The sequence below is a fragment of the Klebsiella sp. K4 genome (genome assembly GCF_014596785.2).
Taxonomy (GTDB): Bacteria; Pseudomonadota; Gammaproteobacteria; order Enterobacterales; family Enterobacteriaceae; genus Klebsiella; species Klebsiella pneumoniae.
Genome location: NZ_CP115021.1, coordinates 4,376,747 through 4,403,286, shown reverse-complemented (window position 1 = coordinate 4,403,286; position 26,540 = coordinate 4,376,747). Strand labels below are relative to the sequence as shown.

The 26,540-nt window shown below is 55.9% G+C and carries 20 protein-coding genes and 1 pseudogene; 10 read left to right on the top strand and 11 right to left on the bottom strand.

The window, feature by feature from the left end:
* Positions 1-35 precede the first annotated feature (35 nt).
* Positions 36-599: a 1,6-anhydro-N-acetylmuramyl-L-alanine amidase AmpD gene (gene ampD, locus IB144_RS21790; protein ID WP_002888692.1), complete on the top strand. Its 564-nt coding sequence runs from the start codon at positions 36-38 to the stop codon at positions 597-599.
* The gene (gene ampE / locus IB144_RS21785; RefSeq protein ID WP_002888694.1) at positions 596-1,450 is read left to right on the top strand and encodes a beta-lactamase regulator AmpE; all 855 of its coding nucleotides are present in this window, start codon (positions 596-598) and stop codon (positions 1,448-1,450) included. The genes ampD and ampE overlap by 4 nt, the downstream gene beginning before the upstream one ends.
* Before the next feature lie 235 nt (positions 1,451-1,685).
* Here the strand turns inward: ampE and IB144_RS21780 are convergent, their stop codons facing one another.
* From IB144_RS21780 to aroP, 3 genes are all read right to left on the bottom strand, one after another.
* Positions 1,686-2,636, bottom strand: a complete 951-nt coding sequence (locus IB144_RS21780) for a family 43 glycosylhydrolase (RefSeq protein ID WP_038432109.1) — start codon at positions 2,634-2,636, stop codon at positions 1,686-1,688.
* Positions 2,636-4,042, bottom strand: a complete 1,407-nt coding sequence (locus IB144_RS21775; protein WP_065888577.1) for an MFS transporter — start codon at positions 4,040-4,042, stop codon at positions 2,636-2,638. Before IB144_RS21775 ends, IB144_RS21780 begins: the two co-directional genes overlap by 1 nt.
* 184 nt (positions 4,043-4,226) lie before the next feature.
* Positions 4,227-5,597 (bottom strand): aromatic amino acid transporter AroP, encoded by a 1,371-nt coding sequence (aroP, locus tag IB144_RS21770; protein ID WP_004147090.1) that lies wholly within the window; start codon positions 5,595-5,597, stop codon positions 4,227-4,229.
* A 643-nt stretch (positions 5,598-6,240) separates the two neighbouring features.
* Between aroP and pdhR the strand changes: the two genes are divergently transcribed.
* From pdhR to IB144_RS21745, 5 genes are all read left to right on the top strand, one after another.
* Positions 6,241-7,020 carry a pyruvate dehydrogenase complex transcriptional repressor PdhR gene (pdhR, locus tag IB144_RS21765; protein WP_002888699.1) on the top strand — a complete coding sequence of 260 codons (780 nt, stop codon included), beginning with the start codon at positions 6,241-6,243 and terminating at the stop codon, positions 7,018-7,020.
* A gap of 136 nt (positions 7,021-7,156) precedes the next feature.
* Positions 7,157-9,820: a pyruvate dehydrogenase (acetyl-transferring), homodimeric type gene (gene aceE, locus IB144_RS21760; protein ID WP_002888700.1), complete on the top strand. Its 2,664-nt coding sequence runs from the start codon at positions 7,157-7,159 to the stop codon at positions 9,818-9,820.
* A 14-nt stretch (positions 9,821-9,834) separates the two neighbouring features.
* Positions 9,835-11,733, top strand: coding sequence for a pyruvate dehydrogenase complex dihydrolipoyllysine-residue acetyltransferase (aceF, locus tag IB144_RS21755; RefSeq protein WP_004147092.1), 1,899 nt, complete (start codon positions 9,835-9,837; stop codon positions 11,731-11,733).
* A 206-nt stretch (positions 11,734-11,939) separates the two neighbouring features.
* A complete protein-coding gene (lpdA, locus tag IB144_RS21750; protein WP_002888731.1) occupies positions 11,940-13,364 on the top strand; it encodes a dihydrolipoyl dehydrogenase in 1,425 nt (474 codons plus the stop codon).
* A 164-nt stretch (positions 13,365-13,528) separates the two neighbouring features.
* A complete protein-coding gene (locus IB144_RS21745) occupies positions 13,529-13,813 on the top strand; it encodes a hypothetical protein (RefSeq protein ID WP_004177403.1) in 285 nt (94 codons plus the stop codon).
* 45 nt (positions 13,814-13,858) lie between these two features.
* Here the strand turns inward: IB144_RS21745 and IB144_RS21740 are convergent, their stop codons facing one another.
* Complete coding sequence (locus tag IB144_RS21740; protein WP_002888733.1) at positions 13,859-14,665, bottom strand: DUF2950 family protein; 807 nt, start codon at positions 14,663-14,665, stop codon at positions 13,859-13,861.
* A gap of 11 nt (positions 14,666-14,676) precedes the next feature.
* A complete protein-coding gene (locus IB144_RS21735; RefSeq protein WP_048265181.1) occupies positions 14,677-16,284 on the bottom strand; it encodes a DUF3300 domain-containing protein in 1,608 nt (535 codons plus the stop codon).
* 431 nt (positions 16,285-16,715) lie between these two features.
* Between IB144_RS21735 and acnB the strand changes: the two genes are divergently transcribed.
* Positions 16,716-19,313, top strand: coding sequence for a bifunctional aconitate hydratase 2/2-methylisocitrate dehydratase (gene acnB / locus IB144_RS21730; protein WP_002888735.1), 2,598 nt, complete (start codon positions 16,716-16,718; stop codon positions 19,311-19,313).
* A gap of 186 nt (positions 19,314-19,499) precedes the next feature.
* Positions 19,500-19,862: a protein YacL gene (yacL, locus tag IB144_RS21725; RefSeq protein WP_002888737.1), complete on the top strand. Its 363-nt coding sequence runs from the start codon at positions 19,500-19,502 to the stop codon at positions 19,860-19,862.
* A gap of 72 nt (positions 19,863-19,934) precedes the next feature.
* On the opposite strand, the gene speD is transcribed toward yacL, so the two are convergent.
* From speD to IB144_RS21695, 6 genes and pseudogenes are all read right to left on the bottom strand, one after another.
* Positions 19,935-20,729, bottom strand: a complete 795-nt coding sequence (gene speD, locus IB144_RS21720) for an adenosylmethionine decarboxylase (protein WP_002888739.1) — start codon at positions 20,727-20,729, stop codon at positions 19,935-19,937.
* A 24-nt stretch (positions 20,730-20,753) separates the two neighbouring features.
* On the bottom strand, positions 20,754-21,614 hold the full coding sequence (gene speE, locus IB144_RS21715) for a polyamine aminopropyltransferase (RefSeq protein WP_002888741.1): 861 nt from the start codon (positions 21,612-21,614) through the stop codon (positions 20,754-20,756).
* Positions 21,615-21,763: 149 nt separating this feature from the next.
* Complete coding sequence (locus IB144_RS21710) at positions 21,764-22,957, bottom strand: FKBP-type peptidyl-prolyl cis-trans isomerase (RefSeq protein WP_087830592.1); 1,194 nt, start codon at positions 22,955-22,957, stop codon at positions 21,764-21,766.
* A 9-nt stretch (positions 22,958-22,966) separates the two neighbouring features.
* A pseudogene (locus tag IB144_RS21705) lies at positions 22,967-23,206 on the bottom strand (peptidylprolyl isomerase); the annotation flags it as partial.
* A 581-nt stretch (positions 23,207-23,787) separates the two neighbouring features.
* Positions 23,788-24,198, bottom strand: coding sequence for a hypothetical protein (locus tag IB144_RS21700; protein WP_004145917.1), 411 nt, complete (start codon positions 24,196-24,198; stop codon positions 23,788-23,790).
* Between the two features lie 247 nt (positions 24,199-24,445).
* Positions 24,446-24,793 (bottom strand): YacC family pilotin-like protein, encoded by a 348-nt coding sequence (locus IB144_RS21695; protein WP_002888808.1) that lies wholly within the window; start codon positions 24,791-24,793, stop codon positions 24,446-24,448.
* Positions 24,794-24,938: 145 nt separating this feature from the next.
* Between IB144_RS21695 and cueO the strand changes: the two genes are divergently transcribed.
* Positions 24,939-26,537, top strand: a complete 1,599-nt coding sequence (cueO, locus tag IB144_RS21690) for a multicopper oxidase CueO (protein ID WP_048289002.1) — start codon at positions 24,939-24,941, stop codon at positions 26,535-26,537.
* The last annotated feature ends 3 nt before the right edge of the window (positions 26,538-26,540 follow it).

Below are 26,540 nucleotides of genomic sequence, written 5' to 3'. Positions count from 1 at the left end.
GCCCGGAAGCATGAGTTCGCGAAAGGAGATCCCGCATGCAGTTGAACGAGGGGTGGTTGGTCGGCGCGCGTCGGGTTCCCTCGCCGCACCATGACTGCCGTCCGGATGAAGAGACCCCTTCCTTACTGGTGGTGCATAACATTAGCCTGCCACCGGGGGAATTTGGTGGTCCGTGGATTGATGCGCTGTTCACTGGTACCCTGGATCCGCACGCGCATCCTTTCTTTGCCGAGATTGCTCATCTGCGCGTTTCGGCGCATTGTCTGATTCGCCGTGATGGCGAAATCGTGCAGTATGTGCCTTTCGATAAGCGGGCGTGGCATGCGGGCGTCTCCTGTTATCAGGGACGCGAACGCTGCAATGACTTTTCCATCGGCATAGAGCTGGAAGGCACCGATACTCTGGCGTATACCGACGCGCAGTACCGGCAGCTGGCGGCGGTGACGGATCTGCTGATCGCGCTTTATCCGGCTATCGCCGAAAACATTGCGGGCCACAGCGATATCGCGCCCGTGCGGAAAACCGATCCAGGACCGGCCTTTGACTGGATAAAATACCGTGCGCTGCTCAGCGCCCCGTCAGAAAAGGAGACCTCATGACGCTGTTTACGACGCTGTTGGTGCTTATCGCCGAACGGCTGTTTAAGCTGGGCGAACACTGGCAGCTTGATCATCGGCTGGAGGTGGTGTTTCGCCGGATAAAACATTTCTCGTTACCGGGCACGCTGCTGATGACGCTGGTGGCCGTCGCGGTCGTGTATATCATTCAGCGTCTGCTGCAGGGGCAGCTGTTTAACATACCGCTGCTGGTGTTCTGGATTTTACTGGGCCTGCTATGCATTGGCGCCGGCAAAGTTCGGCTGCACTACCATGCCTATCTGAAAGCGGCGTCGCGCAATGACAGTCGCGCCTGCGATGCCATGGCCAGCGAGCTGACGCTGATTCACGGCGTGCCGCCGGGCTGTGATGAGCGTGAGTACCTTAGCGAACTGCAAAATGCGCTGCTGTGGATTAACTATCGATACTATCTGGCGCCGCTTTTCTGGTTTGTCGTGGGGGGCGCCTGGGGCCCGCTGACGCTTATCGCCTACAGCGTACTGCGCGCCTGGCAGACATGGCTGGCGCGCTACCAGACGCCGCACCACCGGTTGCAGTCCGGGATCGATGGTATCCTGCATATTGTGGACTGGCTGCCGGTGCGTCTGGTGGGGGTGGTCTATGCCCTGGTGGGCCATGGTGAAAAAGCGCTCCCGGCGTGGTTTGCTTCGCTGGGCGACCGCCATTCGTCGCAGTATCAGGTGTTGACCCGCCTGGCGCAGTATTCCCTGGCCCGTGAGCCGCACGTGGATAAAGTAGCGACGCCGAAGGCTGCGGTATCGATGGCTAAGAAGACTTCGCTGGTGGTAGTGGTGATTATGGCGCTGCTGACGATTTACGGTACCCTGGTTTAACGGCCTGAGCCCGCGCGCTGCCTGCCACGATGTACGTACCTGCGGGGCTTTTGTTGCCTGATGGCGCTGCGCTTATCCGGCCTGGCGAGTCACCCGCAGGCTCACGTCAAGTAGACCCGGCAAGCAACAGCGCCGCCGGGCGATATATCAGACGCCGTGCTGGTCATGTTGCCGGGCGGCGGCTTCGCCTGACCCGGCCTGGAGAACCCGCGCCAGCGGGTAACATTCCGAACCGCTACAGCGTATCCGCCGGTGGAATACCGAAGTCGGGCATCCCGTCTTCCCGCCAGCTGACCAGCTTTAACCGCGTATGGCGATTGGGATCATACAGCGGGTCGCCTTCTATCTCAGTGTAATTCCGCGCGTGATACACCAGCACATCTTCCCCTTCCGGCGTTTGGGTAAAACTATTATGACCTGGGCCATACTGGCGGTTTTCATAGCTGGTGCGGAACACCGGCTGCGGAGCTTTATGCCAGTTTGCCGGCTGCAGCGGATCGGCCTGCCGGTCGATCCATAACAACCCCATGCAGTAGTTTTCATCGGTGGCGCTGGCGGAATAGCTGATAAATAGCTTATCGCCATGCATCAGTACCGCAGGCCCTTCGTTGACCTTAAATCCCCGGCACTCCCAGTCGAACTCCGGCTTGCTCAGCATGACCGGATCGCCTTTTAACGTCCACGGGTTAGCCATTTCGGCGAGATACAAGTTTGAGTTGCCTTCGATATGCGGGGATTTTTGCGCCCACAGATACCAGCGTTTCCCCTGATGGGTAAAAGTGGTGGCATCGAGGGCGAAGGTATCGAAAGGCGTGACCACCTGGCCTTTTTCCTGCCAGCGGCCGGTCAGCGGATCGCTGTCAGCGCACTCGAGAACGAACATGCGATGCTGGAACATCCCCAGCGCATCCAGATCGTGAGTATGGGTGGCGGCAAAATAGATATACCACTTACCGTCTATTTCATGCAGCTCCGGCGCCCAAATCAGCTGGCTCATCGGCCCGCTTTGCGGCGCGCGCCAAACCACGACCGGCTCAGCATCGCGTAATCCTTCAAGGGTTACCGCGCGCCGGATCTCCAGCCGGTCGTATTCCGGCACCGAGGCAATAAAGTAGTAGTGGCTAAGATGGCGCAGGATAAAGGGGTCTGCACGCTGTTCAATAAAGGGGTTTGGCCAGTTGTTCATCAGGCTTTCCTTACGTGTTCACTGGTTTTCAGTTCCTGGTATTCGTTCAGCTCGCTGTAGTTGCTGCGGCGCTTCTCCAGATCGCTCTGAATCTGGCGCATCAGGGTACGGTCAACCTTCAGCAGGCGCACCACGCCGGCGGTGATCAGATAGCCGACGCCGGGAATGACTGAGAATAGCAGCACGATACCGTTCAGCGCGGAGGCGCTTTGCGCTTTCGCGCCGGCGTCGTAGCCGTACCATGACAGCAGGAAACCGACCATTGCCCCGGCGACCGCCAGGCCGACCTTGAGGAAGAACAGATTACCGGAGAAGCTGATACCGGTGATGCGCTTGCCGGTTTTCCATTCGCCGTAGTCGTCAACGTCGGACATTAGCGACCAGTGTAGCGGGGAAGGGATTTGATGCAGAATGTTGAGCAGGAAGTAGAGCACCATAATCAGCGTGGTGGCGTGTGGATTAAAGAAATAGAAGGCGCAGGAGAACACGGCCAGCAAGATATTGGTCCAGAAGAAAACCTGCAGTTTGCACCAGCGGTCGGTCAGGACTTTCGCCAGCATGCTGCCAATCATCATCCCAACTACGCCGAGGCTGATAAACAGGGTGGCAAAATGGGTGCTTTGTCCCATCACCCAGGTGACGTAGTACATGGTGGCGGCCATGCGGATAAAGCCCGGACAGACGTTGCACAGCGTGAGCAGCAGGATGCGCACCCACTGGTCATTTTTCCAGACGTCTTTCAGATCTTTTTTCAGTTCGTCATTCGTCTGCACCGCCGGGCGGATACGTTCGCGCACGGTGGCGAAGCAGAACAGGAACATACACATACCGATAAAGGCCAGCACGGTCATCGCCATCTGGTAGCCCTTCGCTTTATCGGCGCCGCCGAACCAGTCGGCCATTGGCAGCAGCGTCAATGACAGCAGGAGCGTGGCGATACCCACCATGACGAAACGATAAGACTGGCAGGCAACACGCTCTTTCGGATCGGCGGTCATCACCGTTCCCAGCGAGCAGTAGGGAATATTAATCGCGGTATAGGTAATCGACAGCAGAAAGTAGGTCACAAACGCATAGATGACTTTGCTATTGTAGGTCCACTCAGGAGTGGTGAACATCAGGACGCTGAACAGGGCGTAGGGGAAGGCGATCCACAGCAGCCATGGACGAAAGCGACCATATTTACTACGGGTGCGGTCGGCAAGAGCGCCCATGATAGGGTCGGTTACCGCATCGATGACTCGCACCGAGAGCAGAAGTACGCCGACCAGCGCCGGCGCTAGTCCGAATATATCAGTGTAAAAATAGTTCACAAACAGCATGATGGCGCCAAAGATAATATTGCATCCGGCATCACCCATCCCGTAACCAATCTTTTCTCTTATTGAAAGCGTGTTCTCTGCCATGTGCGGTCTCTCCGTTGCAGTATGGAGAGAATTATTGGCTGCGGTTGGCAGAAATACGTTGCAGGAACTCGTTGACGATATGGATAAATAAGCTATGGAGGGGAAAGTGTGAAGCAGATAACAATGCTCTGCGCCCATTATTCAGGGGAGGGCGCAGAGCAAAGTGAAGTATTGATGAGATGTATTATTGTGCTTTTATGGTGGCGGCGGCTTTCTCTTTAAACAGGTAGCCCACGCCCAGCACCGCAATCCATACCGGGATCAGCCAGACGGAAATCGCCATCCCCGGGGTCATCAGCATAATCACCAGCACCGCCGCCATAAACAGCAGGCACAGCCAGTTGCCCAGCGGATAGAAGAGGGCCGGGAAACGCGTGACCACGCCCTGCTGCTTTTTGGCGCGACGGAATTTCATATGCGCGAGGCTGATCATCGCCCAGTTGATGACCAGGGCTGAGACCACCAGCGCCATCAGCAGACCGAAAGCAGATTCAGGCGCCAGGTAGTTGATCAGCACGCACAGCGCAGTGACCAGGGCCGAGACGAGAATGGTATTCACCGGCACGCCGCGTTTGTCGACGCTGAGCAGCGCTTTTGGCGCGTTGCCCTGCTGAGCAAGGCCGAACAGCATACGGCTGTTGCAGTACACGCAGCTGTTATAAACCGACAGTGCTGCCGTCAGCACCACCACGTTCAGAGCGTTTGCCACCAGCGTATCGCCAAGTTCATGGAAGATCAGGACGAACGGACTGGTGTCCGCGGTGACGCGGGTCCACGGCAGCAGGGAGAGCAGCACCGCCAGCGAACCAACATAGAAGATCAGAATACGGTAAATAACCTGATTGGTGGCTTTAGGAATGCTTTGCTCCGGATTATCCGCTTCCGCGGCGGTGATGCCCACCAGCTCCAGGCCGCCAAAGGAGAACATGATGATCGCCATCATCATCACCAGCCCGTAAAAGCCGTGCGGCAGGAAGCCCCCCTGGTCCCACAGGTTACGTACCGTCGCCTGCGGGCCGCCGTTGCCGCTGAACAGCAGCCAGCCGCCGAACAAAATCATCGCCACTACGGCGACCACTTTGATAATCGCGAACCAGAATTCCATTTCACCGAACACTTTGACATTGGTCAGGTTAATGGCGTTGATGGCGATGAAGAAGACCGCCGCCGAGGCCCAGGTAGGGATTTCCGGCCACCAGAACTGGATATATTTGCCAACGGCGGTCAGTTCCGCCATGGCCACCAGGACATACAGTACCCAGTAGTTCCAGCCGGAGGCGAAGCCGGCAAAACCGCCCCAGTATTTGTAAGCAAAGTGGCTAAATGAGCCGGCCACCGGCTCTTCCACCACCATTTCGCCCAGCTGACGCATGATCAGGAAAGCGATAAAACCGGCGATAGCGTAACCAAGAATGATACCCGGGCCGGCGGACTGAATGACGGACGCGCTCCCCAGAAACAGGCCGGTGCCGATAGCCCCGCCCAGCGCGATGAGCTGAATGTGACGGTTTTTCAGGCCGCGCTTCAGCCGATCGCCGTGCTGTTGACCTTCCATATGAAACCTCGTGTGTGGTTATTTTTTGTGTACGTCATCCGTCAGGTTGCTGCTTCACTGCTGTCCCTGCCTGAAAGCATAGCCAGCGAAAATTTTGGCGAAGTGGCCCACTTTTTACCTGAGTGATGGCGCGCACATATTGTTGTGTTTGTGTATTCAGGAACTTCCGTTTCTGTATTGTTTTATTTACGGAAGGCTGTGTGGTAATTCCTAAAAAGGCCTTTCGTCTCCGGCAGAATAGTGGTAAGCGCGTTTGAATGCACCTGCTTTATCAAGGGATGATGACGATGTGTCTAAAAAGACATCAATAGTCACAATCTGTCGTATTTTGATGCATGCTGCTTTGTCATTATTTATTCACTTTAAATGACTTTTTATTTATTTATTGCAGCGTTGAATCGGTTCAGAAAGCGTAATTTTTCGTTTCTATAAAGTTAAGGCTACCTCTTTGTGAGTAAACGTAACATTTGTGCAAGGTTACATTTCTGAAATGTTATTTCTGTAAGGTTGTTAAAATGTCCCGGGTTTACTGATTTCAATCAAAACCTGTATGGACAGAAGGTGAATACTTTGTTACTTTAGCGCTACGAACTTTAAATTGGTAAGACCAATTGACTCCGGGCTAATGGCAGAGACAGGGAATATGGCCTACAGCAAAATCCGCCAACCAAAATTATCCGATGTGATAGAGCAGCAGCTGGAGTTTCTGATTCTTGAGGGGACCTTGCGCCCCGGTGAAAAACTCCCGCCAGAACGCGAACTGGCTAAACAGTTCGACGTTTCCCGCCCCTCGCTGCGTGAGGCGATTCAACGCCTCGAAGCCAAGGGCTTGTTGCTTCGTCGTCAGGGAGGTGGAACGTTTGTTCAGAGCCGCCTGTGGCAGAGCTTCAGCGATCCGCTGGTTGAGCTGCTGTCCGATCACCCTGAATCCCAATTCGATCTGCTTGAGACCCGTCACGCGCTGGAAGGCATCGCGGCCTATTACGCGGCGCTGCGCAGCAATGATGAGGATCGCGACCGTATCCGTGAGCTGCATCAGGCTATTGAACGCGCTCAGCAGTCGGGCGATTTGGACGCAGAGTCCGGCGCCGTCGTCCAGTATCAAATCGCCGTCACCGAGGCGGCACACAATGTGGTGTTGCTTCATCTGCTAAGGTGTATGGAGCCGATGTTGGCGCAAAACGTGCGTCAGAACTTTGAATTGCTGTATGCCCGGCGGGAAATGCTCCCGTTGGTCAGCAACCATCGCACTCGCATTTTCGAGGCGATAATGGCCGGGGAGCCGGAGCAGGCGCGTGAAGCGTCGCACCGTCACCTGGCGTTCATTGAGGAAATTTTGCTGGATCGTAGTCGTGAGCAGAGCCGTCGAGAGCGCTCACTGCGTCGTTTACAGCAACGAAAGGACGAGAACTCCGGTTCTTAAGCGCCATTTTTAGAGCGCGGCAACTAAACGCAGAACCTGTCTTATTGAATTTTTGGTTGTTCCAGCGTGAAGAACGAAGAGTTCAATGGGACAGGTTCCAGATTAATCAACGATTAGATAGATAAGGAATACCCCCATGTCAGAACGTTTACACAATGACGTGGATCCGATCGAAACTCGCGACTGGCTACAGGCGATCGAATCGGTCATCCGTGAAGAAGGTGTTGAGCGCGCTCAGTATCTGATTGACCAACTCCTTTCTGAAGCCCGTAAAGGCGGAGTGAAGGTTGCTGCAGGCGCTTCCGCCGGCAACTACGTCAACACTATTGCCGTTGAAGATGAGCCGGAATACCCGGGCAATCTGGATCTGGAACGTCGCATTCGTTCTGCGATTCGCTGGAACGCCATCATGACCGTTCTGCGCGCGTCGAAAAAAGATCTCGAACTGGGCGGCCACATGGCGTCCTATCAGTCTTCCGCGACCTTCTACGAAGTCTGCTTCAACCACTTCTTCCGTGCGCGCACTGAGAAAGATGGCGGCGATCTGGTGTACTTCCAGGGTCACATCTCTCCGGGCGTATATGCACGTGCGTTCCTGGAAGGCCGTCTGACCGAAGAGCAGATGGACAACTTCCGCCAGGAAGTTCACGGCAAGGGTCTGTCCTCTTATCCGCACCCGAAACTGATGCCGGAATTCTGGCAGTTCCCGACCGTATCCATGGGTCTGGGGCCGTTGGGCGCTATCTATCAGGCCAAATTCCTGAAATATCTGGAACACCGCGGTCTGAAAGACACCTCCGAACAAACCGTTTACGCCTTCCTGGGCGACGGCGAGATGGATGAGCCGGAATCAAAAGGCGCTATCACCATCGCCACCCGTGAAAAACTGGACAACCTGGTCTTCGTCATCAACTGCAACCTGCAGCGTCTGGACGGCCCGGTCACCGGTAACGGCAAAATCATTAACGAACTGGAAGGCATCTTCGGTGGTGCTGGCTGGAACGTTATCAAGGTTATCTGGGGCGGCCGTTGGGATGAGCTGCTGCGTAAAGACACCAGCGGTAAGCTGATTCAGCTGATGAACGAAACCGTTGACGGCGACTACCAGACCTTCAAATCCAAAGACGGCGCTTACGTTCGTGAGCACTTCTTCGGCAAATATCCGGAAACCGCTGCCCTGGTCGCTGACTGGACTGACGAGCAGATCTGGGCTCTGAACCGCGGTGGTCACGATCCGAAGAAAGTCTACGCTGCATTGAAGAAAGCGCAGGAGACCAAAGGTCAGCCGACCGTGATCCTGGCGCATACCATTAAAGGTTATGGTATGGGCGATACCGCTGAAGGTAAGAACATCGCGCACCAGGTTAAGAAAATGAACATGGACGGTGTTCGCTACGTCCGCGATCGTTTCAATGTGCCGGTGGCGGATGCCGATCTCGAAAAACTGCCGTACGTAACCTTCCCGGAGGGTTCCGAAGAGCACACTTACCTGCACGCTCAGCGTCAGAAGCTGAACGGCTATCTGCCGACTCGTCAGCCGAAGTTCACTGAGAAACTCGAGCTGCCGACCCTGGCCGACTTCAGCGCGCTGCTGGAAGAGCAAAACAAAGAAATCTCTACCACTATCGCTTTCGTTCGCGCCCTGAACGTGATGCTGAAGAACAAGTCGATCAAAGATCGTCTGGTGCCGATCATCGCCGACGAAGCGCGTACCTTCGGTATGGAAGGTCTGTTCCGTCAGATCGGTATTTACAGCCCGAACGGCCAGCAGTATACCCCGCAGGACCGTGAGCAGGTTGCTTACTACAAAGAAGACGAGAAAGGCCAGATTCTGCAGGAAGGGATCAACGAGCTGGGCGCAGGCGCATCCTGGCTGGCTGCTGCGACCTCTTACAGCACCAACAACCTGCCGATGATCCCGTTCTACATCTACTACTCGATGTTCGGCTTCCAGCGTATCGGCGATCTGTGCTGGGCGGCTGGCGATCAGCAGGCTCGCGGCTTCCTGATTGGCGGGACTTCCGGTCGTACTACCCTGAACGGCGAAGGTCTGCAGCACGAAGATGGTCACAGCCACATTCAGTCGCTGACTATCCCGAACTGTATCTCTTACGACCCGGCGTACGCCTATGAAGTGGCTGTCATCATGCATGATGGTCTGGTCCGTATGTACGGCGAAGCGCAAGAGAACGTTTACTACTACATCACTACGCTGAACGAAAACTACCACATGCCGGCCATGCCGGAAGGCGCCGAGGAAGGTATCCGTAAAGGTATCTACAAACTCGAAACCATCGAAGGTAGCAAAGGTAAAGTTCAGCTGCTGGGCTCCGGTTCTATCCTGCGTCACGTGCGTGAAGCAGCGCAGATCCTGGCGAAAGACTACGGCGTGGGTTCCGACGTGTATAGCGTTACCTCCTTCACCGAACTGGCGCGTGATGGCCAGGATTGCGAACGCTGGAACATGCTGCACCCGCTGGAAACCCCGCGCGTGCCGTATATCGCTCAGGTAATGAACGACGCTCCGGCAGTGGCATCCACTGACTATATGAAACTGTTCGCTGAGCAGGTTCGTACTTACGTACCGGCTGATGATTACCGCGTACTGGGTACCGATGGCTTCGGTCGTTCCGACAGCCGTGAAAACCTGCGTCACCACTTCGAAGTCGATGCTTCCTATGTGGTCGTAGCAGCGCTGGGCGAACTGGCTAAACGTGGTGAAATCGATAAGAAAGTGGTGGCTGACGCTATCGCGAAATTCGACATCGATGCAGAAAAAGTTAACCCGCGTCTGGCGTAAGAGGTAAAAGAATAATGGCTATCGAAATCAAAGTACCGGACATCGGGGCTGATGAAGTTGAAATCACCGAGATCCTGGTCAAAGTTGGCGACAAAGTAGAAGCTGAACAGTCGCTGATCACCGTAGAAGGCGACAAAGCCTCTATGGAAGTCCCGTCTCCGCAGGCTGGCGTCGTGAAAGAGATTAAAGTCTCCGTCGGCGACAAAACCGAGACTGGCAAACTGATTATGATTTTCGATTCCGCCGAAGGTGCAGCCGCCGCTGCACCTGCGCAGGAAGAGAAGAAAGAAGCCGCTCCGGCCGCCGCTGCTCCAGCGGCTGCCGCGGCAGCGAAAGAAGTTCACGTCCCGGATATCGGCGGCGATGAAGTCGAAGTCACCGAGATCATGGTTAAAGTGGGCGACACCATCGCCGCTGAGCAATCCCTGATCACCGTAGAAGGCGATAAAGCCTCTATGGAAGTTCCGGCGCCGTTCGCCGGTACCGTCAAAGAGATCAAAATCAATACCGGCGATAAAGTTTCCACCGGCTCCCTGATTATGATCTTCGAAGTGGCGGGCGCTGCGCCTGCAGCCGCTCCGGCACAGGCTGCCGCGCCGGCTGCTGCGGCTCCGGCTGCCGCAGCAGGCGTGAAAGATGTTAACGTCCCGGACATCGGCGGCGACGAAGTTGAAGTCACCGAAGTGATGGTTAAAGTCGGCGATAAAGTCGCGGCGGAACAGTCCCTGATCACCGTAGAGGGCGACAAAGCCTCTATGGAAGTTCCGGCGCCGTTCGCGGGTACCGTTAAAGAGATCAAAATCAGCACCGGCGATAAAGTCAAAACCGGTTCCCTGATCATGGTCTTCGAAGTGGAAGGCGCTGCGCCTGCCGCCGCTCCGGCTCAGGCTGCTGCACCGGCACCAGCTGCTGCCCCGGCTCAGGCCGCTAAGCCTGCCGCTGCGCCGGCTGCGAAAGCAGAAGGTAAAAGCGAATTCGCTGAAAACGATGCCTACGTTCACGCGACCCCGCTGATTCGCCGCCTGGCGCGCGAGTTCGGTGTTAACCTGGCGAAAGTGAAAGGCACCGGCCGTAAAGGTCGTATCCTGCGCGAAGACGTTCAGGCCTACGTGAAAGACGCGGTTAAACGCGCTGAATCCGCACCGGCGGCTGCCGCTGGCGGCGGTATCCCGGGCATGCTGCCGTGGCCGAAGGTTGACTTCAGCAAGTTTGGCGAAGTCGAAGAAGTGGAGCTGGGTCGTATCCAGAAAATCTCTGGCGCCAACCTGAGCCGTAACTGGGTGATGATCCCGCACGTTACCCACTTCGACAAAACCGATATCACCGATCTGGAAGCGTTCCGCAAGCAGCAGAATGCCGAAGCTGAGAAGCGTAAACTGGACGTGAAATTCACTCCAGTGGTCTTCATCATGAAAGCGGTTGCCGCTGCGCTTGAGCAGATGCCGCGCTTCAACAGCTCGCTCTCCGAAGATGGTCAGCGCCTGACGCTGAAGAAATACATCAACATCGGTGTGGCGGTGGATACCCCGAACGGTCTGGTGGTTCCGGTCTTCAAAGACGTGAACAAGAAGAGCATCACCGAGCTGTCTCGTGAATTGACCACCATCTCGAAGAAAGCGCGCGATGGCAAACTGACGGCTGGCGAAATGCAGGGCGGTTGCTTCACCATCTCCAGCATCGGCGGCCTGGGTACCACCCACTTCGCGCCGATTGTTAACGCGCCGGAAGTGGCCATCCTCGGCGTGTCTAAGTCCGCGATGGAGCCGGTATGGAATGGTAAAGAGTTTGTGCCGCGCCTGATGCTGCCGATCTCTCTGTCCTTCGACCACCGCGTCATCGACGGTGCTGATGGTGCCCGCTTCATTACCATCATTAACAACACCCTGAGCGACATTCGCCGCCTGGTGATGTAATCGAGAAAGCCGGCCTGACGGCCGGCTTTTTTCTGATAACCTCAGGCTGTTGGGGATTATCAGCAACAAAGGACAAAATCGTTTGCCGTTTGTTGTTTAAAAATTGTTAACAATTTTGTAAAATACACGCGGATAGAACGTCCCGGTGGACTTGGGCGTAAGAATAATAGCGTCAGACCCGCCGGATATAAATTACAGAGGTCATGATGAGTACTGAAATCAAAACTCAGGTCGTGGTACTTGGGGCAGGCCCCGCAGGTTACTCTGCAGCCTTCCGTTGCGCTGATTTAGGTCTGGAAACCGTCATCGTAGAACGTTACAGCACCCTCGGTGGTGTTTGTCTGAACGTGGGTTGTATCCCTTCTAAAGCGCTGCTGCACGTGGCAAAAGTTATCGAAGAAGCGAAAGCGCTGGCCGAACACGGCATCGTTTTCGGCGAACCGAAAACTGACATTGACAAGATCCGCACCTGGAAAGAAAAAGTCATCACTCAGCTGACCGGTGGTCTGGCTGGCATGGCCAAAGGTCGTAAAGTGAAGGTGGTTAACGGTCTGGGTAAATTTACCGGCGCTAACACCCTGGAAGTGGAAGGCGAAAACGGCAAAACCGTGATCAACTTCGACAACGCTATCATCGCGGCGGGTTCCCGTCCGATTCAGCTGCCGTTTATCCCGCATGAAGATCCGCGCGTATGGGACTCCACCGACGCGCTGGAACTGAAATCTGTACCGAAACGCATGCTGGTGATGGGCGGCGGTATCATCGGTCTGGAAATGGGTACCGTATACCATGCGCTGGGTTCAGAGATTGACGTGGTGGAAATGTTCGACCAGGTTATCCCGGCTGCCGACAAAGACGTGGTGAAAGTCTTCACCAAACGCATCAGCAAGAAATTTAACCTGATGCTGGAAACCAAAGTGACTGCCGTTGAAGCGAAAGAAGACGGTATTTACGTTTCCATGGAAGGTAAAAAAGCACCGGCGGAAGCGCAGCGTTACGACGCAGTGCTGGTCGCTATCGGCCGCGTACCGAATGGTAAAAACCTCGATGCAGGTAAAGCTGGCGTGGAAGTTGACGATCGCGGCTTCATCCGCGTTGACAAACAAATGCGCACCAACGTGCCGCACATCTTTGCTATCGGCGATATCGTCGGTCAGCCGATGCTGGCGCACAAAGGTGTCCATGAAGGCCACGTTGCCGCAGAAGTTATCTCCGGTCTGAAACACTACTTCGATCCGAAAGTGATCCCATCCATCGCCTACACTGAACCAGAAGTGGCATGGGTCGGTCTGACCGAGAAAGAAGCGAAAGAGAAAGGCATCAGCTACGAAACCGCCACCTTCCCGTGGGCTGCTTCCGGCCGTGCTATCGCTTCTGACTGCGCAGATGGTATGACCAAACTGATCTTCGACAAAGAGACCCACCGTGTTATCGGCGGCGCGATTGTCGGCACCAACGGCGGCGAGCTGCTGGGTGAGATCGGCCTGGCTATCGAGATGGGCTGTGACGCTGAAGACATCGCCCTGACCATCCACGCTCACCCGACTCTGCACGAGTCCGTTGGCCTGGCGGCGGAAGTGTTCGAAGGCAGCATCACCGACCTGCCAAACGCCAAAGCGAAGAAAAAGTAACTTTTTCTTTCAGGAAAAAAGCATAAGCGGCTCCGGGAGCCGCTTTTTTTATGCCTGATGTTTAGAACTATGTCACTGTTCATAAACCGCTACACCTCATACATACTTTGAAAATAGTCACTCAGTAAACTTATAGGTAGTTAACGATATCGATGAGGTGTGAGATGAAACGCTTTTTAACCACAGCGCTGGTCGCTGCAACGTTTTTTACCGGTGTGGCTTACGCCGCTGACGCCAACATTCCCTGGGCGGACAACAGCGGCGGTACGGAAACGACCCACATTGCGGCGATGGGCCAGGATCTGAATGCCCAGCATCAGCAGGTGACGAAGACCAATGAGGGGGTATGGGCGGCGAATTCCGGTAGCATCAGCGCTGACGAAGCGGCATTATCCAGCACAAAACCAGCCTTTGCCGGCGATCCTTCTCTGATGCCTCACCAGGGCTAAGTGAATGAAAACGCCCGGTTGCGTGAGTGCAACCGGGCGTTTTTTTTAAGGTTCTGCCACCTGCCAGCCGGCGTCAGCGTCGGGGGTAAAGCGCGTTATCTCCTGTGCCTTTGCGGCGCTCTCTTCACCGAGATTGGCCTGATAGACCCTATCCTGTTGATCGATCATAAAGCTCATCACGCCGGTTTCACCCCAGGCTATCGGCCAGGCCAGCAAGGCGACGCTCTGGTCATCGCGACCGGCGATAATTCGAAAGCGATAGCCATGGTAGCCGCTACCGGGCACCGTCGGGCTAAAGGCCGGACCGAGCGGGCTTGGCGCTTCGCCCGGCGAAGTTGGCCAGTACAAGCCATCTTTTTTGCCTTCGCTACTGATGATTTTCTGCGCCCAGCGGTGGTTCAGATGATAATAGTCCTGCTGGGCATCAACATAGGCATGCATTGCGGCGATCGCCGAAAGCTCATTGCGGCCGATGGCGCGGGTGAGGATCTCCTCTTCGCCAGCGGCCATATCAAAGCGCCATCCCTCAGACGCTTTTACGATAGGCACGGGCAGACGCCATGCCTCGCTACCGACATCGAGCCAGGCTTTGTCACCCTGCTGGATGATGACATGTTTCACCTGCCAGTCGCGTTGAAAGCGATCGACGGCGGCAGGGTCGATCCCGTCCGTGGGTAAAAACTGCTGCCAGTTATCGCCGAGTACTTCGCTCAGCGCGGCTTCATTAGGCTGGCTGATCGCTTCGGCCAGCGCAGTTGCGGCCTGTTCCGGCGTGGCAAACTGCTGTTGGGCGAAGGCGGCAAGCGGCGACAGCATTAACGTAAACAGGGCAACGGATAATGGGTTTCTCATTCTGCTCATCCTTAGCGGCGACGCAGTTCATGGTGCTCGGAAAGACGTTCTCTGGCGCCATCGCGTAACTCGCGGTTTACGCCGGAAAACTGGCGGCTCTGCAGTCCTCGTTCCTGCTGCGCTTGCCAGGAGGGGGCGCGGCTTTCGTTGCCGCTAAGGGCGTTGGCGCGCAGATGGCTGAGCGTCTGCTGACGCTGGGCTGGCGTGGCGGACTGGAACTGCTGCCGGCGCTGCTGCTGCTGAGGTGTGCGGTTCTGCTCGTGGCTCCTGGCGGCTTCTCGACGCTGCTGTTGCTGCGGCGTGGGGTTTTTCAGCTGCGTTTTTGCCGCCTCGCGACGCTGCTGTTGGGTCGGCGTACTGTCGTAACCGCGGTAATTACTGCGTTGGGTGGCTTGCTTCAGCTGCGCTGAGGCCGCCTGACGCTGGGCGTCGCGTGAGGTGTTGTTTGCCGCCAGGTTGCCCGCTGTGGCCGTCGGTACGTTATGCTGCAGCTGGGTCATCGCTGCCTGGCGCTGCGCTTCGCGATCGACTGGCGCATGTTGGGTCGCGCTCAGTCCGCCGGAAACGTTGGTCTGATGGAAGCGCTGAGCTACCGTATTATCGGGATACGGTGTGTGTCCGCGATAGGCAGGATTGTGCTGCCAGTTAACGTGGTTTCCCGGCAGGTTTTCTCCTGTTATATGATTGAAATTATTTACATTAATATTGATGTTATCGCCATTATGCGAGTAATCGCCGTGGTGGTAGTCGTCATCGTGATGGTGATGGTCATCATCATCCCAGTCGATACTGCTGAACAGCGCCCAGGTGGTGGCCACGCCGAGGCTGTACCCGAAGCCTTTGACGAAGCTATCGGTAAACTGCTCCCCGGGAGGGGGCGGCAGATAGACCGGCGGATAGGCGCTGTTCGGCCAGGTACCATAGACGGTGGAGGGGTTATAGCTGGGAACATAGACCACCTGTGGATTGGTCGGCTCTATTTTAATGACCTGCGTGGGCGCAGGCGCCGCTGTGTGGGCGGTTGCGGTTGCTGCCGTGCTGCTGCTGGCTGAAACCGGTGCGGCAGGGGTGACAATCACTTTCTGCTGCGGTGTGGATTTCAGCGTCCCGGTTTGTTGGGCAATGGCGCGCAGGCGCTGCACTGAATCCATCACATCATGCGGCTGGGCCAAAAACGCATTGCCAAGATTTTCCACCCAGGGCGGATTCTCGCCCATCATCGCCAGCAGGGCAGGGAAAGCGACAAGAGATTTGACGCTAGGGTCCCACGGCTGGCTGGCAACCGCCTGCACGGCCGCATCCCCTTTCATCGCGGGGTTATCCTGGGACCACTGGACCGCCTGCAGGACGTTGTCGGGATAAGTGGAGGCCATCAACACCTGCGACAGCAGGCTGTCCGGGTAGAGCGCGATAGGGGCGACCCACTGATCAATTTGCGCCTGGGTGTAAGTGGCGGCCACCGGCTGTGTCGTCGACGCTGCGGGCGCTGGCGCTTGCTGCGCAGGCGGTTCAGCGATCGTCGCTGGGGTTCGGCTTTGCACATAGAGTGTTCCTGCCGCCGCGAGTAAGCCAGCGCTACAGAGCAGGGCGATAATATGGGGTTTGAACGGCAGTGACATGGAAACTCCTGACCCAAAAAGTAACCCATCTCGCTAAAGTATCTGCGAAAACGGCGCGTTTGCTGAGTATAAGTAAGCGGTATGGCTTTTTATTGATTATTGTTGGGATCGGCCCGTGGCGTTGTACGCGGAAAGGAATTTTTGTCGTGGGATTTGAACAGAAAGCCTGCAATATCCTGCCCTTAACGATTCAGCTAAATTTTAATGTTGCTTTTTTGTAAACAGATTAACACCTTTCAAAAATCCTGCTATGCTGCCGACGCGGTATCGGGCATTTACCCTACAAACTGCTGTCTCACAGGAGCGTGAAGAAAATCGCCCAGCCACTAAATCCTTCAAGATGCGTCACGCGGCAAGCTAAGCCAGGACAGAGGCAGATTGATTGAAGACGTGTAGGCCGCATTATGACAATGAGAGCGAGGAGAACCGTCGTGCTAGAAGAATACCGTAAGCACGTAGCTGAGCGTGCCGCCATGGGGATTGTTGCCAAACCCTTAGATGCAACCCAAATGGCCGCGCTGGTAGAACTGCTGAAAAACCCGCCTGCGGGCGAAGAAGAATTCCTGTTAGACCTGCTGATTAACCGTGTACCGCCGGGCGTCGACGAAGCCGCCTATGTTAAAGCTGGATTCCTTGCCGCGATCGCCAAAGGCGAAGCGACCTCCCCCCTGGTTACCCCTGAAAAAGCCGTTGAACTGCTGGGCACCATGCAGGGCGGTTACAATATCCATCCGCTGATCGATGCGCTGGACGACGCGAAACTGGCGCCGATTGCCGCGAAAGCGCTCTCCCACACCCTGCTGATGTTCGATAACTTCTACGACGTGGAAGAGAAAGCTAAAGCGGGTAACGAGCATGCTAAACAGGTTATGCAATCCTGGGCTGATGCCGAATGGTTCCTGAACCGTCCGCAGCTGGCAGAGAAAATCACTGTTACCGTCTTCAAGGTCACCGGCGAAACGAACACCGATGATCTCTCTCCGGCGCCGGATGCGTGGTCGCGCCCGGATATCCCGCTGCATGCGCTGGCAATGCTCAAAAACCCCCGCGAAGGCATTGAGCCGGATCAGCCGGGCGTGGTTGGCCCAATCAAACAGATCGAAGCCCTGCAGCAGAAAGGCTACCCGCTGGCCTACGTCGGCGACGTGGTCGGGACCGGTTCTTCACGTAAATCCGCCACCAACTCGGTGCTGTGGTTTATGGGCGACGATATCCCGAACGTGCCGAACAAGCGCGGCGGCGGCCTGTGTCTGGGCGGTAAAATCGCGCCAATTTTCTTCAACACCATGGAAGATGCGGGCGCGCTGCCTATCGAAGTTGATGTGTCTAACCTGAACATGGGCGACGTAATCGACGTTTACCCGTTCAAAGGCGAAGTGCGTAACCACGAGACCAACGAACTGCTGGCCAGCTTCGAGCTGAAAACCGATGTGCTGATCGACGAAGTGCGCGCCGGCGGCCGTATTCCGCTGATCATCGGTCGCGGTCTGACCACCAAAGCGCGTGAAGCGCTGGGCCTGCCGCACAGCGATGTCTTCCGTCAGGCGAAAGACGTGGCGGAAAGCACCCGCGGCTTCTCGCTGGCGCAGAAAATGGTTGGCCGCGCCTGCGGCGTTGCCGGTATCCGTCCGGGCGCTTATTGCGAACCGAAAATGACCTCCGTCGGTTCTCAGGACACCACCGGTCCAATGACCCGTGATGAGCTGAAAGACCTGGCGTGCCTGGGCTTCTCTGCAGACCTGGTGATGCAGTCCTTCTGCCACACCGCGGCCTACCCGAAGCCGGTTGACGTTACCACGCACCACACTCTGCCGGACTTCATCATGAACCGCGGCGGTGTTTCTCTGCGTCCGGGCGATGGCGTGATTCACTCCTGGCTGAACCGCATGCTGCTGCCGGATACCGTGGGTACCGGCGGTGACTCCCACACCCGTTTCCCAATCGGCATCTCCTTCCCGGCAGGCTCTGGTCTGGTGGCCTTCGCCGCCGCGACCGGCGTGATGCCGCTGGATATGCCGGAATCGGTGCTGGTGCGTTTCAAAGGTAAAATGCAGCCGGGGATCACCCTGCGTGACCTGGTCCACGCCATCCCGCTGTACGCCATCAAGCAGGGCCTGCTGACCGTGGAGAAGAAAGGTAAGAAAAACATCTTCTCTGGTCGCATCCTCGAGATCGAAGGTCTGCCGGATCTGAAAGTCGAGCAGGCGTTCGAGTTGACCGATGCCTCGGCGGAGCGTTCTGCCGCCGGCTGCACCATCAAGCTGAATAAAGAGCCGATCGTTGAGTATCTGAACTCCAACATCGTTCTGCTGAAGTGGATGATCGCCGAAGGCTACGGCGACCGCCGTACCCTGGAGCGTCGTATCCAGGGCATGGAAAAATGGCTGGCGGATCCGCAGCTGCTGGAAGCCGATGCTGACGCGGAATACGCGGCAGTGATCGACATCGATCTGGCGGATATTAAAGAGCCGATTCTGTGCGCGCCGAACGATCCGGACGATGCCCGCCTGCTGTCTGATGTGCAGGGCGAGAAGATCGACGAAGTGTTCATCGGCTCCTGCATGACCAACATCGGCCACTTCCGTGCCGCCGGTAAGCTGCTGGATAGCCACAAAGGCCAACTGCCGACTCGCCTGTGGGTGGCGCCGCCAACCCGTATGGATGCCGCGCAGCTGACCGAAGAAGGCTACTATAGCGTGTTTGGTAAGAGCGGGGCGCGTATCGAAATCCCTGGCTGTTCCCTGTGTATGGGTAACCAGGCGCGCGTGGCCGACGGCGCGACGGTGGTTTCCACCTCTACCCGTAACTTCCCGAACCGTTTAGGTACCGGCGCTAACGTCTATCTGGCCTCTGCCGAACTGGCAGCGGTGGCTTCGCTGCTCGGCAAACTGCCGACGCCGGAAGAGTACCAGACCTTCGTGGCGCAGGTGGATAAGACGGCGGAAGATACCTACCGTTATCTGAACTTCAACCAGCTGGATCAGTACACTGAAAAAGCTGACGGCGTGATCTTCCAGACCGCGGTGTAAACCATTCGGTCAGCCCGGCTGACCGTTTGGCGATAAACTCTCCAATGCCCGGTGAACATTGCATCACCGGGCATTTTTATTTCCAAACCTCCCGCCCGCTACGCTTTTTTTCTTTCTGTCTGCTGCGATAATTACTGCATGGGTACAGTGCAGCGGTGACGCATTGCCCTTGCAGAGGAAAAGACTATGGATTACGAATTTCTGCGCGATATTACCGGAGTGGTAAAGGTGCGAATGTCGATGGATCACGAGGCGATTGGCCACTGGTTCAACGAGGAGGTGAAAGGCAATCTTGCTCTGCTGGACGAAGTGGAGCAGGCTGCGCGCACCGTGAAGGGCAGCGAGCGTTCCTGGCAGCGTGCCGGGCATGAATATACGCTGTGGCTGGATGGCGAAGAGGTGATGATCCGCGCCAATCAGCTGGAGTTTTCCGGCGACGAAATCGAGGAGGGGATGAGCTACTACGACGAAGAAAGTCTCTCTCTGTGCGGTGTTGAGGATTTCCTGCAGGTGGTCGCCGCCTATCGTGAGTTTATGCAGCAGCGTTAATGACGCCTTTTATGTCGGGTGGCGCAGAACTACAGGCCCGGCAAGCAAAAGCGCCGCCGGGCATTTCATAGATTACACGGCAGGAATATTGCGGCCGTAGTAAATCTCGCGCATCTCTTTCCATAGCAGGTCGGTAATGACCTTGCGCTCTTCGGCAGTCAACTCTTCCGGTCGGGTATGGAACATGTAGTGCTTAAGGTCGAACTCCTTGAGCAACATTTTGGTATGGAAGATATTTTCCTGATAAACGTTGACGTCGACCATGTCATACAACGACTTCATATCGTCGGACATAAAGTTCTGAATCGAATTGATTTCATGATCGATAAAATGCTTCATCCCATTGATATCGCGGGTAAAGCCGCGCACACGGTAGTCAATGGTCACAATGTCCGATTCCAGCTGGTGAATCAGATAGTTCAGCGCTTTAAGCGGGGAAATGACGCCGCACGTTGAAACTTCGATATCGGCGCGGAAGGTGCACAGGCCGCCCTCCGGATGGCTCTCCGGGTAGGTATGCACGCAGATATGGCTCTTATCGAGATGGGCGACCACGGTTTCCGGTAGCGGGCCAGGATGTTCGGTCTGGTCAATCAGCTTGGGATCGACAGGCTCTTCGCTGACCAGAATGGTCACGCTGGCGCCCTGGGGTTCATAATCCTGACGGGCGATATTCAGGATATTGGCGCCAATAATAGAACAGGTTTCTGTCAGGATCTCCGTCAGGCGATTGGCATTATAGAGTTCGTCGATATAGGCGATGTAGCCGTCGCGCTCTTCTGCCGTTTTGGCGTAACAGATATCGTAGATACAAAAACTCAGGCTTTTGGTCAGGTTGTTAAAGCCGTGCAGCTTCAATTTTTTCAATTTAGTTCACCCCCTTATTTCGCGTCACGGTGCGGACAGAGCATCATGCAGATATTGTGGTAAGGCGAAGGCCGCCGTATGGATTGCCGGATTGTAGTAACGGCAGGTCAGGTTGGCTTTGTGAAAGCGCGCCTGAATGATTTCGCTGGAGAGATGGCGCAGCGCCTCATTGTCGCTCGCCCAGGCAAAGGTCATGATCCCGCCGTAATAGGTTGGAATTGCCGCCTGGTAGAAGCTGACGTCACGAAAATAGTGGCTTAGCTTGCGATGGCTGCCTACCGCTTCATCCTGTTGCAGGAAGCAGACGCCATTCTGGGCAACAAAGATCCCACCCGGGTTCAGGCAGCGTTTGCAGCCTTCATAAAAAGCCGAGGTGAACAGGCTTTCTCCCGGGCCGATAGGGTCGGTACAGTCCGAAATGATCACGTCAAACGTTTGCGTCGTCTGATTAACAAAATTGACGCCATCATCAATCACCAGCGTAAAGCGCGGATCGTCATAGGCGCCGGCGTTATGGTTCGGCAGGTACTGGCGGCAGAATGAAACTACCCCGGCGTCGATTTCCACCATGGTGATGGTTTCGATGCTACGGTGACGAGAGACTTCGCGCAGCATCGCGCCATCGCCGCCGCCAATGATTAACACATGCTTCGCGTTGCCGTGAGCCAGCAGCGGCACATGGGTCATCATTTCGTGATAGATGAACTCGTCGCGTTCGGTGGTTTGTACGACGCCATCCAGCGCCATCACCCGGCCAAAGGCGCGGTTATCAAAGATGATCAGATCCTGATGATCGGTTTTTTCGTGGTACAGCACGTTATCAACGCTAAAATACTGACCAAAATGGTCATGCAGCGTTTCATGCCACAGTGGATTATCGGCCACGATAAGGCTCCTCCTTCGTTAACATCTGTTACACCCGTAAAACGAGTGCAACATCATAGACAACTATAGATGAGGATGCACGGCGGTTATTGCAGCAATGAGGCAGGAATAACAGCCACCGCCCCGGAAGGGCGGTGGAGAGGATGAGGCTATTTTGCCGGCTCGGGTTGGCTATCTACTATCCGCACGGAATAAACCATGGTGGCGCCTGGCGGGATTTTTGGCGGTAATCCTTTACTGCCATAGGCCTTTTCAGGCGGGACGACGAGCGTCACAGAGCCGTGGTTCTGTAGACGCTTCAGCGGTTCGCGAAACACCGGGGGATAGGCATCCAGCTTTTGCGTAAGCGCCTGATCTTTCGCTTCCATATCGTTGATCACCGTCCCGTCCGTCAGCATCTCTTTGATCACCACGGTAACCAGGTCATTACCGCTTATTTTTCCTTTACCCGGGTAATCGACGCGGCTGTAGACGCCCTCTTTAAAAACCACATCTTTTTTGCGCGCAAACGCCTGCTGATATTTCTTGCCGGCACTGATGTTTTTCTGCTCTATTTTATTCAGGTTCTGAAAAACCTGCTGCGACACATCAAACAGCGCCTTGTTACGTTCCTGCTCTCCGAGACGAAGCTGGCCGCGAAAGGCATCTTCGATGCCCTGCAGCACCAGGCCTGCGTCGACGGTAACTCCCTGAGTGCGACGGGTGGTAAGGACGTTGAGCGCCTCGCTTCCCATCGAGGCGCCGATCGCATAAGCCTGCTGTTCTCCTGATGCGCTGAGTTTGGCAGCGGCGCTCTCGCCGCTGCGCGTTTTGGACTGTACAGAAAGCTGCGTTCTCAGCAGTTCGATTTCATCTTCTTTCATCCGTAGCTGGGCGTTGTCTTTATCCGCCTGCAGGCGATAGGCTGCCACTATGGCCGCCATCTCTGGTGGCTCATTTTTTGGCGCAGCGGCGTCGTTAGCGGGGCCATGCGGCGCTTTATCCGCGGCGGCCAGCCGGGTGGACAGCGATTGTTTATCGGCGTTAAGGGCTTTGACCTGATCGAGGGCAGCCTGCTGCGTCTTTTCCGCAGCGGCGAGGCGAATAGTCAGCGACTGCTTATCGGCGTTAAGGGCCTTAACCTGCTCGAGGACGGCCTGTTTCTCTTTTTCCGCGGCGGCCAGCCGGGTCGCCAGCGGCTGTTTGTCAGCGTTAAGCGCTTTAGCCTGGTCAAGAGCGGCCTGCTGCGCCTTCTCCGCAGCGGCGAGACGAATAGTCAGCGACTGCTTATCGGCGTTAAGGGCTTTAACCTGCTCGAGGACGGCCTGTTTCTCTTTTTCCGCGGCGGCCAGCCGGGTCGCCAGCGGCTGTTTGTCAGCGTTAAGCGCTTTAGCCTGGTCAAGAGCGGCCTGCTGCGCCTTCTCCGCAGCGGCGAGGCGAATAGTCAGCGACTGTTTATCGGCGTTAAGGGCCTTAACCTGCTCGAGGACGGCCTGTTTCTCTTTTTCCGCGGCGGCCAGCCGGGTCGTCAGCGGCTGTTTGTCAGCGTTAAGCGCTTTGACCTGCTCAAGAGCGGCCTGTTTCTCTTTTTCCGTTGCGGCCAGTTGGGTCATTAGCGCGTGTTTATCTTTATTAAGCGTGGTAAAGCTGGCGCTGAGGCGTTTATTTTCAGCTTCGGCTTGCTGAATCTGCGTCGTTAATTGCTGGATCTGCTGACGCGCCGCGGCCTGGCTTTGCTGTAGATTATTATTCTGCACAACGCCTGCTTTTTTTATTAATGCCTCTTTTTCTGCAGTAGCGGCGCTTAAGGCGACCTGTAATTCATTAATTCTCTTATTCAACGCCGCTTGCTCATTCGCTCCGGCAGTATCCGTTTGCGGCGTAGCGGCAAGCTGTTTTTTTAATTGCTGTATAAGCTTATCTTTTTGTGCAATCGCCGCCTGCTGGCTGGTGATTCTTTTTTGTAATTGTGAGGTGTTGGTACCGGTTTTTTTATTATCTGCGCTCTGGCGGCTTTCTTGTGTTTGTTTTGCGCTTGCGGCGTCGTTTTTTTCTTGCGCCTGAGATTGCTGGGTTTGCTGTTGGGCGTAATCAAGAAAGGCCGGCGCGGCGCCGGCGGTGAAGGGGGTTGAAAGCGCCAGCGCAGCGACGAGCATCAGCAGGGGCGCGTTGAGGGTCAGCGTGGCGGCTCTGTTCATGGCTGTTTGCTTTCACCACGCTGTACCAGGCTATCGATTAGCGTTTTCTGGATATCGGCGCACAGTTTGATGGATTTAAACTGATACATGGAGTCAATGCCAAGCCGGGTAGGATCCGCCACTTTCTCGCGCACGCTATTGTATTGTGACGCCGCGCGCACTAAAGCGTTAAAGTCATTGCTGAGTTTAGTGGCTTGCTGTGGGTTAACCTCTTTTAGCGAATCCAGCGCCTGGCGACAGGATTCAATGCGCGCTTGTTCGCTGGCCGCCCGCTCCTGCTCTGCCTGCTGCTGTGACGTCAGCGGCGTGGCGATCGGTTTAACCGGCTGGCGGGAAGAGGTATTGCTACAGCCGGCTACTAACAGCGCGGCGAGTGGGATAACACGAAGAGTCAGCGAGATATTCACAATTTCAGTCCATGAAGTAGGTATATTTTTACCGGATTCTAGAAGGGTGCTTTTTATTTTGCAATATATGAATAATGATATTTTATTAGTTTTTTAGTCATTCTTCATTATTATGAGTTTACTTTATTTGGCAAATTGATAGGTTCGCAATTAAATAAGGTTTGTTTATATACAATAATAAATATAAATATTTAAAGGGGGAAATTGAAATGCTAAAGGCGCGGAGCGTTGCCGCCCGCGCAGGGAATTATTTAACGTAAGCCAGCAGGCTGAGCGAATCGCGGGCCAGCGCTTTACATTTTTTCGCCGTCGGAATGTTAATGCCGCTAAGATCGCGATAGCTGTCTTCGCCAAGCGCTTTCATGTTGTAGCTGTCATAGTTGCTCAGGTCCCACTGGTTCTGTTGGGCAAAGAACACCAGCGCGCGACGAATCTGCGTGTTGGGCAGGTTCTGGTAGCCACAGTCGTTTTTCAGAAACACAAAAACCGCGGTTAAATCAGCCATATCTTCCGCTTCGGATTCGCTGAGCGCGTAGCTGTTGGCGGAGAGAGCAAGCAGGCTGCCGAGTACCATTGTTCTGAAAAGCGTCTTCATTTTTTCTACCATTAGATCACCGACGCTTCAAATTAGCATACTTCTTTACACAGCGCCGATCTTTATTCTTACTCTTCTGCTTGACCTTCCCGTTACGGTAGGGTTTAAGCTCAAATATTCGCCCGCAGAATAAAAGGATGTGAATATGCAACGTCGAGACTTCCTCAAACTGACCGCCGCGGTCGGCATGGCCAGCGCATTGCCGTTATGGAGCCGGGCGGTCTTTGCCGCCAGTCGCCCGGCTCTGCCGATACCGTCGCTGTTAGCCGCCGATGCGCGCAACCGCATCGCGCTCAGGATCCAGGCGGGCAAAACGCGGTTTGGCGCCCTGAATGCCACTACCTGGGGCTACAACGGGTCGCTGCTGGGCCCTGCGCTGCAGTTGACGCAGGGGAAGACCGTCACGGTGGATATTACTAACCAGCTGGCGGAAGAGACCACGCTGCACTGGCATGGTCTGGAGGTACCGGGCGAGGTCGACGGGGGGCCACAGGGGGTTATCGCGCCGGGTGCCACCCGCACGGTAAGCTTCACGCCAACGCAGCGGGCGGCGACCTGCTGGTTTCATCCGCATCAGCATGGAAGCACCGGCCGGCAGGTGGCGATGGGCCTGGCCGGCCTGGTGCTGATCGAGGATGAAGAGAGCGGGCGCCTGCTGCTGCCTAAGCAGTGGGGAATCGATGATGTGCCGGTGATCGTCCAGGATAAGAAGTTCACCGCCGCCGGCGAGATCTACTATCAGCTGGATGTGATGAGCGCCGCCGTCGGCTGGTTTGGCGATACGCTACTGACCAATGGGGCCCTCTATCCCGAACATGCCTCGCCGCGCGGCTGGCTGCGCCTGCGCTTGCTGAACGGCTGTAATGCCCGTTCCCTCAATTTTGCCACCAGCGATAAGCGCCCGCTGTACGTAGTGGCCAGCGATGGCGGTCTGTTGGCCGAGCCGGTCAAGGTCGATGAATTGCCGGTCTTGATGGGGGAACGCTTTGAGGTGCTGGTGGACACCAGCGACGGTAAACCTTTCGATCTGGTGACTCTGCCGGTGAGCCAGATGGGCATGGCGATTGCGCCTTTTGATAAACCACAGCCGGTACTGCGCGTCCAGCCGCTGGTCATTCCCGCCTCCGGCAAGCTGCTGGATACTCTGGCCGCTCTCCCGGCGTTACCGTCCCTGACGGGGCTGACGCAGCGTCAGCTCCAGCTGTCGATGGATCCGATGCTCGACCGGATGGGCATGCAGGCGCTGATGGAGAAGTATGGCGACCAGGCGATGGCCGGAATGGATCACGGCATGATGGGGCATGGCGACATGAGCGACATGGGGAATATGCATCACGGCGACATGAGCATGAACCACGGATCCGGCATGGAGCATGGCATGTCGTCAGGCAAGGGCTTTGATTTCCATAACGCCAACCGCATCAACGGCAAAGCCTTCGACATGAATGAGCCGATGTTTGCCGCCGCCAGAGGCCAGTATGAGCGCTGGGTGATTTCAGGTAAGGGCGACATGATGTTGCATCCGTTCCATATCCACGGCACCCAGTTCCGTATCCTCAGCGAAAACGGCAAGCCGCCAGCGGCGCATCGTCGCGGCTGGAAAGACACCGTTCGTGTGGAAGGGGACGTGAGTGAAGTATTAGTGAAGTTTGATCATCCGGCGCCGAAGGAGTTTGCCTATATGGCCCACTGCCACCTGCTGGAACATGAAGACACCGGGATGATGTTGGGGTTCACGGTTTAAGTC

Excerpts from the sequence above, each read along its gene's own strand:
- ampD (WP_002888692.1), top strand. The coding sequence starts at position 36 with ATGCAGTTGAACGAGGGGTGGTTGGTCGGCGCGCGTCGGGTTCCCTCG.
- ampE (WP_002888694.1), top strand. The coding sequence starts at position 596 with ATGACGCTGTTTACGACGCTGTTGGTGCTTATCGCCGAACGGCTGTTT.
- IB144_RS21780 (WP_038432109.1), bottom strand. The coding sequence starts at position 2,636 with ATGAACAACTGGCCAAACCCCTTTATTGAACAGCGTGCAGACCCCTTT.
- IB144_RS21775 (WP_065888577.1), bottom strand. The coding sequence starts at position 4,042 with ATGGCAGAGAACACGCTTTCAATAAGAGAAAAGATTGGTTACGGGATG.
- aroP (WP_004147090.1), bottom strand. The coding sequence starts at position 5,597 with ATGGAAGGTCAACAGCACGGCGATCGGCTGAAGCGCGGCCTGAAAAAC.
- pdhR (WP_002888699.1), top strand. The coding sequence starts at position 6,241 with ATGGCCTACAGCAAAATCCGCCAACCAAAATTATCCGATGTGATAGAG.
- aceE (WP_002888700.1), top strand. The coding sequence starts at position 7,157 with ATGTCAGAACGTTTACACAATGACGTGGATCCGATCGAAACTCGCGAC.
- aceF (WP_004147092.1), top strand. The coding sequence starts at position 9,835 with ATGGCTATCGAAATCAAAGTACCGGACATCGGGGCTGATGAAGTTGAA.
- lpdA (WP_002888731.1), top strand. The coding sequence starts at position 11,940 with ATGAGTACTGAAATCAAAACTCAGGTCGTGGTACTTGGGGCAGGCCCC.
- IB144_RS21745 (WP_004177403.1), top strand. The coding sequence starts at position 13,529 with ATGAAACGCTTTTTAACCACAGCGCTGGTCGCTGCAACGTTTTTTACC.
- IB144_RS21740 (WP_002888733.1), bottom strand. The coding sequence starts at position 14,665 with ATGAGAAACCCATTATCCGTTGCCCTGTTTACGTTAATGCTGTCGCCG.
- IB144_RS21735 (WP_048265181.1), bottom strand. The coding sequence starts at position 16,284 with ATGTCACTGCCGTTCAAACCCCATATTATCGCCCTGCTCTGTAGCGCT.
- yacL (WP_002888737.1), top strand. The coding sequence starts at position 19,500 with ATGGATTACGAATTTCTGCGCGATATTACCGGAGTGGTAAAGGTGCGA.
- IB144_RS21695 (WP_002888808.1), bottom strand. The coding sequence starts at position 24,793 with ATGAAGACGCTTTTCAGAACAATGGTACTCGGCAGCCTGCTTGCTCTC.
- cueO (WP_048289002.1), top strand. The coding sequence starts at position 24,939 with ATGCAACGTCGAGACTTCCTCAAACTGACCGCCGCGGTCGGCATGGCC.